The 12,952-nt window shown below is 73.8% G+C and carries 12 protein-coding genes; 3 read left to right on the top strand and 9 right to left on the bottom strand.

The window, feature by feature from the left end:
• Positions 1-8: 8 nt before the first annotated feature.
• Positions 9-836, bottom strand: a complete 828-nt coding sequence (locus AB0D28_RS12085; protein WP_357384931.1) for a PIG-L family deacetylase — start codon at positions 834-836, stop codon at positions 9-11.
• A gap of 73 nt (positions 837-909) precedes the next feature.
• Between AB0D28_RS12085 and AB0D28_RS12080 the strand changes: the two genes are divergently transcribed.
• Entirely contained in the window at positions 910-1,623 is a 714-nt protein-coding gene (locus AB0D28_RS12080) for a hypothetical protein (protein WP_357384929.1), read from the top strand.
• 54 nt (positions 1,624-1,677) lie between these two features.
• On the opposite strand, the gene AB0D28_RS12075 is transcribed toward AB0D28_RS12080, so the two are convergent.
• The 5 genes from AB0D28_RS12075 to AB0D28_RS12055 form a co-directional block, all read right to left on the bottom strand.
• Positions 1,678-4,488 carry a glycoside hydrolase N-terminal domain-containing protein gene (locus tag AB0D28_RS12075; RefSeq protein ID WP_357384927.1) on the bottom strand — a complete coding sequence of 937 codons (2,811 nt, stop codon included), beginning with the start codon at positions 4,486-4,488 and terminating at the stop codon, positions 1,678-1,680.
• Positions 4,489-4,638: 150 nt separating this feature from the next.
• Positions 4,639-5,655: a nitroreductase gene (locus tag AB0D28_RS12070; protein WP_357384975.1), complete on the bottom strand. Its 1,017-nt coding sequence runs from the start codon at positions 5,653-5,655 to the stop codon at positions 4,639-4,641.
• Positions 5,656-5,657: 2 nt separating this feature from the next.
• Positions 5,658-6,740: a hypothetical protein gene (locus AB0D28_RS12065; RefSeq protein ID WP_357384925.1), complete on the bottom strand. Its 1,083-nt coding sequence runs from the start codon at positions 6,738-6,740 to the stop codon at positions 5,658-5,660.
• Positions 6,737-7,177: a hypothetical protein gene (locus AB0D28_RS12060; RefSeq protein ID WP_013285846.1), complete on the bottom strand. Its 441-nt coding sequence runs from the start codon at positions 7,175-7,177 to the stop codon at positions 6,737-6,739. Before AB0D28_RS12060 ends, AB0D28_RS12065 begins: the two co-directional genes overlap by 4 nt.
• A 3-nt stretch (positions 7,178-7,180) precedes the next feature.
• A complete protein-coding gene (locus AB0D28_RS12055; protein ID WP_357384922.1) occupies positions 7,181-8,743 on the bottom strand; it encodes a phenylacetate--CoA ligase family protein in 1,563 nt (520 codons plus the stop codon).
• A gap of 162 nt (positions 8,744-8,905) precedes the next feature.
• Between AB0D28_RS12055 and AB0D28_RS12050 the strand changes: the two genes are divergently transcribed.
• Complete coding sequence (locus AB0D28_RS12050) at positions 8,906-9,316, top strand: hypothetical protein (protein ID WP_357384920.1); 411 nt, start codon at positions 8,906-8,908, stop codon at positions 9,314-9,316.
• A 7-nt stretch (positions 9,317-9,323) separates the two neighbouring features.
• Positions 9,324-10,367: a polyprenyl synthetase family protein gene (locus AB0D28_RS12045; RefSeq protein WP_357384918.1), complete on the top strand. Its 1,044-nt coding sequence runs from the start codon at positions 9,324-9,326 to the stop codon at positions 10,365-10,367.
• Here AB0D28_RS12045 and AB0D28_RS12040 read toward each other — a convergent pair.
• From AB0D28_RS12040 to AB0D28_RS12030, 3 genes are read right to left on the bottom strand one after another with little or no spacing between them, the layout of a single operon-like run.
• Entirely contained in the window at positions 10,364-11,335 is a 972-nt protein-coding gene (locus tag AB0D28_RS12040; RefSeq protein WP_357384916.1) for an acetylxylan esterase, read from the bottom strand. The two genes, AB0D28_RS12045 and AB0D28_RS12040, sit on opposite strands and share 4 nt — an antisense overlap.
• Positions 11,326-12,015, bottom strand: a complete 690-nt coding sequence (locus tag AB0D28_RS12035) for an N-acetylmannosamine-6-phosphate 2-epimerase (protein ID WP_357384914.1) — start codon at positions 12,013-12,015, stop codon at positions 11,326-11,328. Before AB0D28_RS12035 ends, AB0D28_RS12040 begins: the two co-directional genes overlap by 10 nt.
• Positions 12,012-12,950: an ROK family protein gene (locus tag AB0D28_RS12030; RefSeq protein WP_357384912.1), complete on the bottom strand. Its 939-nt coding sequence runs from the start codon at positions 12,948-12,950 to the stop codon at positions 12,012-12,014. Before AB0D28_RS12030 ends, AB0D28_RS12035 begins: the two co-directional genes overlap by 4 nt.
• Positions 12,951-12,952: the final 2 nt, after the last annotated feature.

Genomic DNA, 12,952 nt, shown 5'->3' with positions numbered 1-12,952 from the left:
GCGACCGGTCAGCGCAGCCCGGCGAAAAGGTCGTCCTCGGGCGTCGCCGCGCCGGTGGTGTCCCGCACCCGCACGAACGTCTCCATGCCCATCAGCTCGGTGAACCGCTCCTGCCCCAGCCGCAGGAAGAAGATGTTCTCCGCCTGGCTGGCATGCGCGGCGAGCGAGGCGAACTTCTGCCCGCCGTAGCCGCTGGTGTCGACCCAGGTGGTGATCTCGTCGTCCGGCAGGCCCAGCGCCGGCATCTCGTCGGTCGCCTCCGGCTCGGGGAACTCCACCCCGATCTCGCGCATGATCGTGCCGAACTGCTGGAACGCGCTGCGCGGCACTGTGGTCCAGTAGACCTTGGCCGGGATGCCGGTCTGCTCGACCGCGGCCATCGTGATCCGGTGGGCCTGGATGTGGTCCGGGTGGCCGTAGAAGCCGTTCTCGTCGTAGGTGACCACCACGTCGGGGCGGTAGCGGCGGATCAGCTCCGCCAGCCGGTCGGCCGCCTCCGCCACCGGCGTGTTCCAGAACGCGCCGGGCGCGTCGTTCGTCGCCCAGCCCATCATCCCGGAGTCGCCGTAGTCGAGCGTCTCCAGGTGGGTCACCTTCAGCGCCTCGCAGCTCGCGGCCAGCTCGGCGCGGCGCATGTCCACCACGGACCGCGGGTCGTGCCCGTCCTCGCCCGGCTTGACCCCGCCGGGTCCGTCTCCGCACGCACCGTCGGTGCACGTCACGAGCACAGTGGTGACGCCCTCGGCCGCGTAGCGGGCCAGGACGCCACCGGTGCTCGTCGCCTCGTCGTCGGGGTGAGCGTGCACCGCCATCAGGGTCAGGGATCGATCGGTCACCCCGTCACCATACGAGCTCCGACCGACGAACTAGCATTGCCCGGTCCGCAGACGGCGACGGAAGCGAGGCGCGATGGGTTGGCTCCAGCGGTTGCTCGGTGGCGGACGGGTCGAACTGGACCCCACACGTCAGCAGGAGCTGCTGCGGGACGTGCGGCAGTCCTACGGGGCACACGCCCGCCTCCGGTTCCCGGAGCAGGCCGACGCGATCACCCGGCTGCTGTCCGATGACGACGGTCTCGTGGTGGCCGCCGGGATCGTCTGCGAGGCCGCCGACCAGGCGCACGCCGACCTCCAGGGGCAGGCGCAGGAGGTGTTCCGGCGTACCGGGCGGCGGCTGCTGGTGCACCGCCGCAACTACCGTCCCCTGTGGAAGGAGGCCGGGCCGGCGCTGCGCTGGCCGCTCGGCGCGCTGCCCAGCGGGCTGCACCCGTACGCTCAGGTCACCGCCGCCGTGGCGGTGGTCGGCGGGCGGGCCGACCGGCTGGACCGGGTGACCGACCCGCAGCCGTTCGTGACGCGACTGTTCGAGGTGCTCGACCTGACCACCGTCGGCTGGGAGTTCGGCCGGGTGCGTGTGGACACCGACAGCGCGACGCTCGTGGAACGGCTGATGGGCACCGGCGCGCGGGTGCTCGCGACGATGGACGACCCGCCCCGGCTGCCGCCGGCGGTACGGGAGATGATGCGCCGCAACCACCGCATCGCCGTGTACGACCCGGCCGGTCCCCGCGTGGTCGGCGAGCTGAACCTGGGTGCGCGGCTGCGCGAGACGCTGCTGGCCTGATCGGCTGTGCGACGCGCCCGCCCGGGCCGGGTGGCCGGGCGGGGCGCGCGGTGGTCAGGTGGTCGTGCAGGTGATGTTCGTCGGCGGGTTGTTGGCGCCGCCCGCCGAGCCGATGAAGCCGAACGTGGTGGAGCCGCCGGCCGGCAGTGAGCCGTTGTAGTCGACGTTGCGCACCGTCACGTTCGCGCCGTTCTGGGTGTGCGTGCCGCTCCAGATCTGGTTGATGACCTGACCGTTCGGGAACGTCCAGGACACCGTCCAGCCACGGATCGCGGTGGCGCCGGCGGTCACCGTGACCTCGGCCTGGAAGCCGCCGGACCAGGAGCCGGTGATCGAGTACGTGGCACGCGCGCCGGACGGCGCCGGGGAACTGGTGGTCGGCGTCGGGGTCGGTGACGGCGTGGAGGTAGGCGTCGCTGTCACCGTCGGCGAGGGTGTCACGCCCGGCCGGGCCGCGCGGTAGGTGTGGCCGGCGCGGACGGTGAGCGCGACGACGTCGGACTCCGGGCGGGTGGTGGCCGGTGTGCTGCCGTCGGTGACGTCGGCGAGGGTGAAGCTCCCGGTGAACAGCCGGGACCGCAGTCGCAGCGTGCCGTCACGGTCGGCCCGGACGGTGATCTCGTCGGCCTGGCCGACCGTCCAGGCCAGCGCCACCGTGTAGCCGCCCCGGCCGCGCAGGCCCGCGACCCGCCCGGCGGGCCAGGCGGTCGGCAGCGCGGGCAGCAGGTGCAGCTCGCCGGTGTGGCTGTGCAGCAGCATCTCGGCGATGCCGGAGGTGGCGCCGAAGTTGCCGTCGATCTGGAACGGCGGGTGCAGGTCGAACATGTTCGGCGCGAGCCGGTCGGTGCGGACCAGGTCACGCAGGAGCTTGTGGGCGCGGGCGCCGTCCTCCAGCCGGGCCCAGAAATTGATCTTCCAGGCGAGGGACCAGCCGGTCCCGTCGTCGCCGCGCAGCTCAAGCGTCCTGCGGGCGGCCTCGTACAGCGCCGGGGTGCCCCGCTTGGTGATCTGGTTGCTGGGATGCAGCCCGTACAGGTGGGAGACGTGCCGGTGGGTGCGCTCGGTCTCGACCCAGTCGGCCAGCCACTCCTGCACGTTGCCCCGGGAGCCGACGCGGCTCGGCGGCAGCCGGTCCTTTGCTGTGCGCACCTGGGACCGGAACGTGGCGTCGACGCCGAGCACCTCGCTGGCCCGCGCCGCCGCGTCGAACAGGTCGCGCAGGATCTGGTTGTCCATCGTGGGCCCCGCGCAGACGCTGGCGTTCGCGTGGTGCGCCAGTTCCGGCGAGTTCGACGGGTTCGTCACCAGGTAGCCGAGCGTGGGGTGGGCGACCAGGGTGTCGAGGAAGAACTGGGCGGCGCCCTTCAGTGCCGGGTAGTTGGCCTGGAGGAATCCGCTGTCGCCGGTGAACAGGTAGTGGTCCCAGATGAGCGTGCTGAGCCAGGCCCCGCCGGTCTGCCACATGCCCCAGAACGCGCCGTCCACCACCGACGCGCCCCGCCAGGCGTCGGTGTTGTGGTGGGTGACCCAGCCGCCGGCGCCGTACTGCGCCTGGGCGACCCGCGCGCCGGTGACGGTGAGGTCCTTGACCATGTCGAAGACCGGCAGGAAGCACTCGGACAGGTTCGTGGTGTCGGCCGGCCAGTAGTTCATCGGCAGGTTGGCGTTGACCGTGTACTTCGAGTCCCAGGACGGCGTCAGCGAGTCGTTCCAGATGCCCTGGAGGTTCGCCGGCTGGGTGCCCGGCCGCGACGAGGAGATCAGCAGGTACCGCCCGAACTGGAACAGCAGCGCGGCGAACTGCGGGTCGTCGGTGCTCGCGTGCTGCGCGATCCGCACGTCGGTCGGCTGGTCGGCGGCGGCCGTGCGGCCCAGGTCGATGGTGACCCGGTTGAACAGCGCCTGGTAGTCGGCGCGGTGGCGGGTGCGGAGCTGGTCGACGTCGACGCCCTTTGCCGCGTTCAGCCGGTTGCGGGCGATGCCCTGGTAGTCGCCGTTGACGGTGCGGTAGTTGACGTAGCTGGACCCGATCGAGATCAGCACCGTCACGCTGGTGGCGCCGGACACCCGCAGCGTGCCGCCGGAGCTGCTGACCGTGCCTCCGGTGACGGCGGCGTTGGCCAGCGCGAGGAAGCGCACCGAGCCGTTCACCCCCTCCATCGAGCCGGAGATGCCGTCGAGGGCGATGGTCGCGCCGTCCGGGCTGGACGCTGTGGTCCGCTGCGGGCTGTCGAAGGTGGCGGAGAAGGTGATCGCGTTCGCCCGGTCGGCGGTCAGCCGGAGCACGATCACCTGGTCGGGCGCGCTGGCGAACACCTCCCGCTGGTGCCGTACGCCGCCCTGGACGTAGGTCGTGGTGACGGTGGCGGTGGTGAGGTCGAGGGTCCGGTTGTACTGCGTCGCCCCGCTCGCCGAGCCGAAGGCGAGCCGCAGGTCCCCGACGGTCTGGTAGGCGAACTGCCCACCCGGGCTGCCCATCATGGTCTGGTTGATCAGATCCTGTGCAGAGGTCCACTGGTCAGCGAAGACGCGGCGGCGGATCTCGGCCAGGCTGGCCGCGCCCCGGGTGTTCGCCGAGTCGTACGGGCCGCCGGCCCAGACGGTGTCCTCGTTGAGCTGGAGCCGTTCGGTGTCGACGTTGCCGAACACCATCGCGCCGAGCCGCCCGTTGCCGATCGGCAGGGCGCGCAGCCAGTCGGTGCCGGCCGGTTCGTCGTACCAGAGCGCCAGGTCGTTCGCGGCCAGCACCTGTGGTGGCGCCGCCGAGCCGGCGCGCGCGGTCGCGCTCCAAGCGGCCGGCACCAGCGCGGCACCGGCACCCGCCGCCGTGGCCTTGATGATGTTTCGTCGTGTCACTTCGGACATGGTTGCTCCCAACCGCGCAGATCAGAGATGGGCCCGGGTGCGCGGCGGCGCTGTTATCGCTAACAGCACACGCGCGCACCCGGACGCCGCATTCCTGCCACTACGCGCCCAGGGCTCCCGACCGGGCGACACATCAGCCAACATGGACTCTCATGTATGGAGTGACACCGCGTCAAGGGGTGTTACCGCTAACAGATCCGATCCGCGCTCCACTCGCCGGGCCGACCGGGGCGCGGGGCCGGCCGGCCGGCCCACCCGGGCCACGTGCACGATCCGCTCCGGCGCCACGTCCAGCAGCGTGCCGAGCGCGTCCCGGGTGGCGGCCACGTCGACGAGCTGACTGAGCGGGTGGGCGGCCAGCCCGGCCGTGTGCAGCGTCAGCCACATCCGCATCAGCACCCGTCCGAACTCGACCTGCCCGGCCGCGTCCAGACCGGGCGGCGCGACGAGCGCCAGCACCCCGCCGCCCTGCGCCAGCGGATCACCGCCCGCGGCGGCGAGCAACCGGGGCAGCCCCAGCGGGCGCAACGCCGGGTACGCCGCGAGCGCCGCCCGCAGCCCGGTGGCCGTGGCCCGGCCCAGCCCGAGGCACCTGTCACTGAGCCCGTCGGCCCGGTAGCGCGGGCCCGACCGGTCCAGGCGCAGCCAGCGGCGCAGCTCCGCGACCACCGCCGGGTCGGCGTACACCTGCCGGTCCGCAGTGCGCAGCAACGCGCGCAGCCGCCCGGCCGCCGGCACCGCGCGGACCGCGCCACCGGCCCGGCGGGCGACCGCGTCCACGGCGGCGACCAGGTCGGCGTCCGGGCCGCCGGTGAACCGGCCCCGGTGGGTACGCCGGTCCCGCACGTCGGCGGTGCGGAACGGCGTCCGGTACGGCTGCCGTGCCGGTCGCAGCCGCCCCACCCGCCGCTCGGACTCGTCGTGGTCGGCGGCCCAGTCCAGCCGCAGCCCCGCGTCGGCGGCGACGATCAGGCAGGTCTCCACGAAGGCGCCCAGTGACAGCCGCAGGTCCCGCCCGGCCGGGTCGCCGGCGGGCAGCGCGTCGGCCGGGTCCCAGCCGACGGTGATCGCCCAGTGCTCGTAGCGCAGCCGCCACGGCTGGGTGTTGTGTGCGCTCGGTGCCCGCCAGCACAGCGGCTCCAGCGCGCGGAACGCGGCGAGGTCCATGGTCACCGCTCCTTGGCGTAGAACGTGTAGCCGTGCAGCGGGCGCCCGCCGAGGCGCCGGTACTGGGCGGCCGAGGCCGGGTTGTCCCGCCCGACGTACGTGCTGCGCAGCGCCGCGTAGCCGCCGTCGTGCAGGTTGTGGTGCAGGTGTGCGGAGAGCAGCCGCTGATAGCCGCGCCCCTGGAACTCCGGCACCACGCCCTTGACGATCAGCACCGCCTCCCGGCGGTAGCGGCGGCGGGTCGCAAGCAGCCGCAGCTGGTTGACCGGGTTCAGGTCGCCGCGCACCGCGACCAGGAAGTCGCTGATGTCCGGCACGCAGAGCACGAACGCCACCGGGCGCCCGTCGCGGGTCAGGTAGAGCAGCAGGGACTCGTCCAGCAGGTACGCCAGGCCGTCGGTCTGCCGCCGCAGCTGGGCCGCCGAGATCGGCGTGTAGTAGCCGAGCTGGGCGAAGGAGTCGTTGAGCATCCCGCGCAGCAGGTCGAGCTGTTCGTCGAGCCGCCGGGTGTTCCCCCGGTGCAGTTCCAGCCGGGAGCCGTCGGGCTGCACGCCGAGCGCGGGCGGCGGCCCGGCCGGCGGCGGGACCGGGCAGATCCAGGTGTCGGAGACGAACCGCCCGGTGAACCCGTTCTCCTCGTACGCGTCCGGGTAGTACGGCGGGTTCCACGCGCTGTCCACGAAACCCCGGTCGGCGTACCCGGCGGTGATCACGCCGCCGGCCTGGTTGGGCAGCAGCGCCACCGGCCCGAACAGCAGGTCCCGGCCGGGTGTGGCGTGCGCGGCGATCGCGTCGAACAGCGGCCGGGCGGCGGGCTCGGTGAACTCGGTGAGCCCGAACAGCTGGCACCGGCGGCCCAGCTTGGCGTCGAGGTCGGCGTCGGTGTGCAGCGTGGTCCGCCCGGCCACGGCGCCGGTGGCGTCGCGCAGCACGTACATCGGCACGCCGTCGCGCCACCACCGGCGGATCTGCTGCCGGGGCGTCGGCACGTACCGGGGCTCGCCCGCGTACAGCCGGTCGGTGAGGGCGAGGAAGTCGCGCAGGCCGCGCCGGCCGGTGACGCGCTCGAACCGGTGGCCGGTCACCGGCGCACCGCCGGTCCGGTCGTCTCCGCGCCCAGCGGCGTGAACCGCTCGATGTGGCCCATCGCGCCGTCCTCGGCCCGCCACGCGCCGTTGGAGTAGCCGTCCGGGGACGCGGTGTAGAGCCGGATGAACCCGGCGGTGGCGTTACGGTCGCCGTCGGTCAGCCACATCATCAGCTTGCGGTGGTGCCGCGTCCGGGCGAAGCGCAGCAGCGCGTCCCGGTCGGTGAAGAACGCGATCGTGCCGAGCGTCAGCGGGAACTGCCAGTAGACGGTGTGCCAGCAGTAGCCGGACATCCGGCGCATGTCGCGCACCATCCGGATCCAGTCGGGTGCCAGGCGCAGCAGCACCAGCGGGTTCGCGTACCGGGTGCCGCCGATGAACATGGCGCCGGCGCGGGCCTGGGCCGGGGCGCGGGAGAAGTCACGGGTACGCATCGTTCACCTCACCAGGTAGACGTTCTTGATCTTCTGCATGGCGGCGAACGGGCCGCCGTCCGGTTCGTGCAGCTCCACCCGCAGGTCACCGGCGGTCGGGTCCTCCACCAGGGACTGCGCGAAGTCCCGCGACACCGAGGTCAGGTGCGCGCGTACCCCGTCGCGGCAGGCGTCGGCGAGCGCCGCGCGGGCCGCGGTGTCCAGCGGGCGGCGCAGCTCGACGTGGATCACCGGCCGGGTCTCCAGCGCCGCGTCCTCGTGCAGCGTCAGGCAGAACCTGTTGATCTCGGCGGCGTACGGGTTCCCGGTGTACAGGCCGTACTCGACGTCCTGCGGATAGAGGTTCGCGCCCAGGTAGGACACCGTGGAGTCGCTGCGGCCGAACAGCAGCAGCAGCGGCAGCGTCATCCGCTCCTCGGCCGCGGCGGTACGGAACTCGGCGCGGCGCACCGGGTCGGCGTGGGCCAGCTCGACGATCCGCCGGTACGGCACGAGCAGCGCCTCGTCGCCGACGTTGTAGCGCAGCCGCGGCTGGAGCACGTGCGGGCTCGTCACCGTGCAGAGCAGTTCCCGCCGCTCGTTGGTCTCCAGGTAGGTGGCGAACGGGTTGTACTGGAACACCATCGGCAGCCGCTGCTCGCCGCGCCCGAGCAGTTCCGCGCGCAGCCCCGCGTCGGTGCGCAGCCGCCGCCGCAGCCAGACCGTGAACCGGGTCTCCGCACCGATGCCGATGGTCAGGTCCGACGCACCGTACGCCGACCGCACCCGCACGAACCGCTGCTCCAGGTAGTCGCGCAGCGCCTCGGTCATGCCCTCGCCGCCGCAACTGGCGAAGATCCGGTACCGCGACCACGGAAAGTCCTCCGCGTCGAGCCGGTCCCGCAGGTGCTTGAGGAACGGCGGGTACGCGGTCACCAGGTAGTCGTGGCCGGGGCCGAACTCGCGCAGCGTGTCGACGATCTTCCCGAGGTCCGGGCCGGTGTTCTTCACCGTCGCGATCCGGGCCATCGCCGCGCCGGTGGTGGTGCCGGTCGCCCAGGCGCCCATCGAGTACGCGTTGATGACGAACGGGCGACGCATCGGGAACGCCAGCCCGGTGTAGCCGGCGATGTCCCGGTGCACCCCCCGCAGCTCCCGCTCGCCACGCGGCCAGTTGAACGGCCGCCCGGACGAGCCGGCCGACTCGTCGACCACCACGCCCCGCTCCGGCATCCGCCCGTCCCGGCACCGGGCGGAGGCGTCGTACGCCATCACGTACCCGCGCTTGTCGGTCTCCGGGAAGTCCCGCAGCCGCCGGCGCAGGCCGCCGGGGCGGGCCCGCAGGAACGCCTGGTACGCGGGCACCCGCCGGGCGGCGCGCACGCAGGTCGACCGCGCGTTCGCGGCGGCGAGCCGATCGAGGACCGGGTGGTGGCGCCGGGCCAGCCAGCGCCAGCCGGCCGGGTGGTGGGCGACGAGCCGGGCCAGCGCGGCGACCGCGCGGCCGGCGGGGGCCAGCGCGGCCTCGGCGGGCAGCGGCGTGTCGACGGTACGCAAGGCGGCGTGTCGGTGCAGCGTCTCGGCCATGACAAGCATCCTGTCGACGCCGCAACGCCGGCACATGAGCGACGAGACGGTACCGCGCTGAGTACCCGTACCCAGTCGCGAAGGCTGCCCGGGCTGGCCACGCTCAGTCACCATGGCGACACTCGCCTGGTGTGTCGTCCCTGGTCCGGTGACACTTCGCCCATGACAGACGGCAAGCGTGAGCGCACGAACGAGCGCTTCGAGAAGGTGGCCGAGGAGACCTCGGAGACCGTGACCCACGCGGCCACGGTGCTGGAGGAGGAACTCGCGGCGGGGCTGGCCGGCGCACGGCGGCTCGAGGAGAAGCTGACCGAGAGCCGCCGGGTCGACCCGGAGGCGTTCGACGAACTGGTCGCGCGGGTCCGCACCGACGGGCACGCCCTCATCGACACTGTGGTCGGGCAGTTGAAGATGGCCGACGACCAGCGCGGCGAGGTGATCCGGCGGTACACCTCGGACACGCACGACGCGCTGGACACCGTACTCAATCTGGCGCGGCTGGCCCCCGAGGTCGCGAACGGGCTCGCGGACCGGCTCGCGTCGCCGGCCCCGAAGCGGCCGGCGGGCCGGTAGCCGCGCGATGGCGCCGACCGCCGGGGTGGCCGGCGGGCACGTGGAACGGATGCTGGAGCGCTATCGCGGGCTCGCCCTCGGCGCGCTGCTCGACGACGTGCCCGACGGCGGCCCGCGTTACCTCTACGACCTGGTCGCGGAGTACCCGCGGCGCTGGGGCAAGGGGCTGCGCGCCGCGCTGTGCCTGGCGACGTGCCGGGCGTTCGGCGGCGGCGACGCGGTGGGCCTCAACGCCGCCGTGACGGTGGAGCTGTTCCACAACGCGTTCCTCATCCACGACGACATCCAGGACGAAAGCGAACAGCGGCGCGGCGGGCGGACGCTGCACGCCGAGTACGGCGTCGGCGTGGCACTGAACGTCGGCAACATGACGAACCTGCTGGCGTTGCGGCGGCTGGCCGCTAACCGGTCGGCACTCGGCTCCGGGATCGCCTGGCGGCTGTTCACCGAGACCGAGCTGATGATGCGCCACTCGCTGGAGGGGCAGGCCATCGAGATCGGCTGGATCCGCGACAACGTGTGCGACCTGGACGCCGACGACTACTACCGGATGTGCCTGAAGAAGACCTCCTGGTACACGTGCATCTACCCGTGCCGCACCGGCATCCTCGTGGCGACCGGCCGGGAGAACGCCGTCGACGTGCTCGACCGGTACGGCTGGTATCTGGGTGCGGCGTTCCAGATCCAGGACGACGCGCTCAACCTCACCGGCGACTACGCCCGGTACGGCAAGGAGATCGCGGGTGACCTGTGGGAGGGCAAGCGCACGCTGATCCTGATCGACTTCATGCGGCGGTGCACACCGGAGGAACGCGAACGGCTCGTGCGGCTGCTGAGCCGGACTCGCGCGGAGCGCACCGACGCCGAGGTGCGCTGGCTGCACGGGCGGCTGCTCGCGTACGACTGCGTGGAGTCGGCGCGGCGCAGCGCCCGGGAACTCGCGCTCGCCGCCCGGCGTGCGGGTGAGCGGGCGCTGGGCGCCGCGGCCGACACCGAGGACGGCCGCTTCCTGCTGGAGCTGACCGACTACGTGGTGGAACGCGTCAGCTAGGCACCCAGGATCCCGCGCAGCCAGGTGAGCTGTTCGCGCTGGTGTGCGGCCTCGCCGCCCTCGTGGTCGTTGAACTCGTACACCCGCACGTCCTTGTCGCCGCCGTAGCGGTGGTAGGCGGCGAAGCAGGTGGACGGCGGGCAGACCTGGTCCCGCAGGGCGATGGAGAACAGCGCCGGCGCGGTCGCGCGCGGCGCGAGCACTGCGGCGTCCAGGTAGGACAGGGTGCGGAACACCTCGTCGGCGCGGTCGCGGTGCAGCGCGAGGTATTCCACGACCTCGGCGTACGGGCTGTCCGGCCCGGCGACGCGCACGCCCCGGCGGATGTCGCACAGGAACGGCACGTCCGGCATGACGGCCACGACGTCCGGGCACAGCGCGCCGGCGGCCAGGGCGAGGCCGCCGCCCTGGCTGAAGCCGGTCACCGCCACCCGCGCGGGATCGACGGCCGGGTGCCGCCGGGCGGCCTCGGCGAAGCGCACCGCGTCGGTGATCAGCCGCCGGTAGTAGTGCTCCGCCGGGTCGGCGACCCCCCGGGTGAGGAAGCCGGGCACGGTGCCGGCCGGGTAGGGGTGCGGGTCGGGCGTGCCGCCGGTGGCGGCGCTCCAGCCCTGACCCCGGCTGTCCATGATCAGGTGCGCGAAGCCGGCCGCCGCCCAGAACAGTTTCTCGTGCGCCAGGCCGCGGCCCCGGCCGTAGCCGAGGTACTCGACCACGCAGGGCAGCGGCCCGTCGGCTCCGGCGGGCAGGTGCAGCCATCCGCGTACCGGCTCGCCGCCGAAACCGGGGATCGTGGCGGCGTACGTCCGGATCTGGGTCAGCCCGGTGTCGACCGGTTCGTAGACCGCCGCCTCCGGGTCGCCGCCGCCGTCGAGCGTGCGCGCCCAGAACGCGTCCAGGTCCGCCGGCACGTCCAGCTCCGGCCGGTACGCGAGGCAGCCGGCCAGGTCGAGGTCGGTCAGCGGCACGACGCAGCCTCCTGGACGGCGGCGGCGAACCAGCCGGTGATGGTGCTCGGGTGGGTGATGGCGGTGCCCACCACGACCGTCCACGCGCCCGCCCGCAGCGCCCGCGCGGCCTGCTCCGGGGTGTGGATGCGTCCCTCGGCGACCACCGGTACGTCGACCGCGGCGGCGAGCCGGGCGACCAGGCCCAGGTCCGGCCCGTCGCCCTTTGTGGTGTACGCGGTGTAGCCGGCGAGCGTGGTGCCGACCAGGTCGGCGCCGGCGGCGGCGGCCGCGACGCCCTCGTCAAGTGTGGAGCAGTCGGCCATCACCAGCGCGCCGGTGCGCTCGTGCACGGCGGCGATCGTCTCGGCGAGGGTCCGGCCGTCGGGCCGGGGCCGGGACGTGCCGTCGAGCGCGACGACGTGCGCCCCGGCGTCGGCGACGGCCAGCGCGTGCTCCAGCGTCGGGGTGATGAAGACGTCGTCGTCGCCGTCCTTCCAGAGCCCGATCAGCGGCAGGTCCACCGCCGCGCGGATGGCGGCGATGTCCGCCAGACCCTGGGCGCGGATACCCGCGGCCCCGCCCCGGGCGGTGGCGAGCGCGACCCGGCGCATGGTGTCCGGGTCGCGCATCGGCTCACCCGGGTACGCCTGGCAGGAGACCACCAGGCGGTCACGGAGCTGGTCGACGAGCGCGTTCATGAGACCTTCCAGGCGAGCGAGGCGGCACCGAGCAGCGGCGCGTCGGGGCCGAGGGTGGAGGCGAGGACCGGTACGCCGGCCAGCGCGGGCAGCGTCTCGGCGGGCACCGCGTCGCGCAGCGCCCGCCACCACGGCTCGCCGAGGCCGGTGACGCCGCCGCCGATCACCACGGCGGCGGGGTCGAGCACGTTCACCAGGCCGCCGACGGCGGACCCGACGGCCGCGCCGCCGAGCTGGACGACCTCGCGGGCCGTCTCGTCGCCGTCCGCCGCGAGCGCGGCGACGGCCCGCAGGTCGGCCACCGGCCGCCCGGTACGCCGGACGTACTCGGCGGCGAGCGCCGGCCCGGCGGCGATCGCCTCCAGGTGCCCGCGCCCGCCACAGGTGCAGGGCAGCGATCCGGCGTACGGGGACGGCTGGTGCCCGGCGTGCCCGGCTGCGCTGTGCGCACCGGCGAGCACGGTGCCGCCGAGGACGAACGACGCGCCGACGCCGGTGCCGACGGCGACGTAGAGCACCGTGTCGTACCCGGCCGCGACGCCGTGACGCGCCTCGCCCAGCGCGTGGGCGTGCACGTCGTTGACCACGGTGACCGGCACGCCCAGGCGCCGGCTCAGGTCGCCGCGCAGGTCCGTGCCGGTCCACCCGGCCAGCACGTCGGTGGCGGACAGCACCAGGCCGGAGCCGCTGTCGATGACTCCGGCGCTGCCGACGCCGAGCGCCAGTACGACACCCGGCGCGTCCGCCCGCAGCTTCTCGACCAGGCCGGCGGCGGTGTCGAGCACAGCGACCGCACCGGAGCGACCCGGCGTCGGTGCGGTGCGCCGGCCGACGACCGCTCCCCCGGCGGTGACCAGGGCGGCGGTGGTCTTGGTACCGCCGATGTCGAGCGCGGCGACCAGGTCGGCCGCGCCCGTGGTGCTCAGGTCGGGCATGG

The organism is Micromonospora sp. NPDC048169 (assembly GCF_040652815.1).
Lineage (GTDB): Bacteria > Actinomycetota > Actinomycetes > Mycobacteriales > Micromonosporaceae > Micromonospora.
The sequence above is the reverse complement of the archived record's forward strand: the minus strand, read 5'-3'. Positions and strand labels throughout refer to the sequence as shown.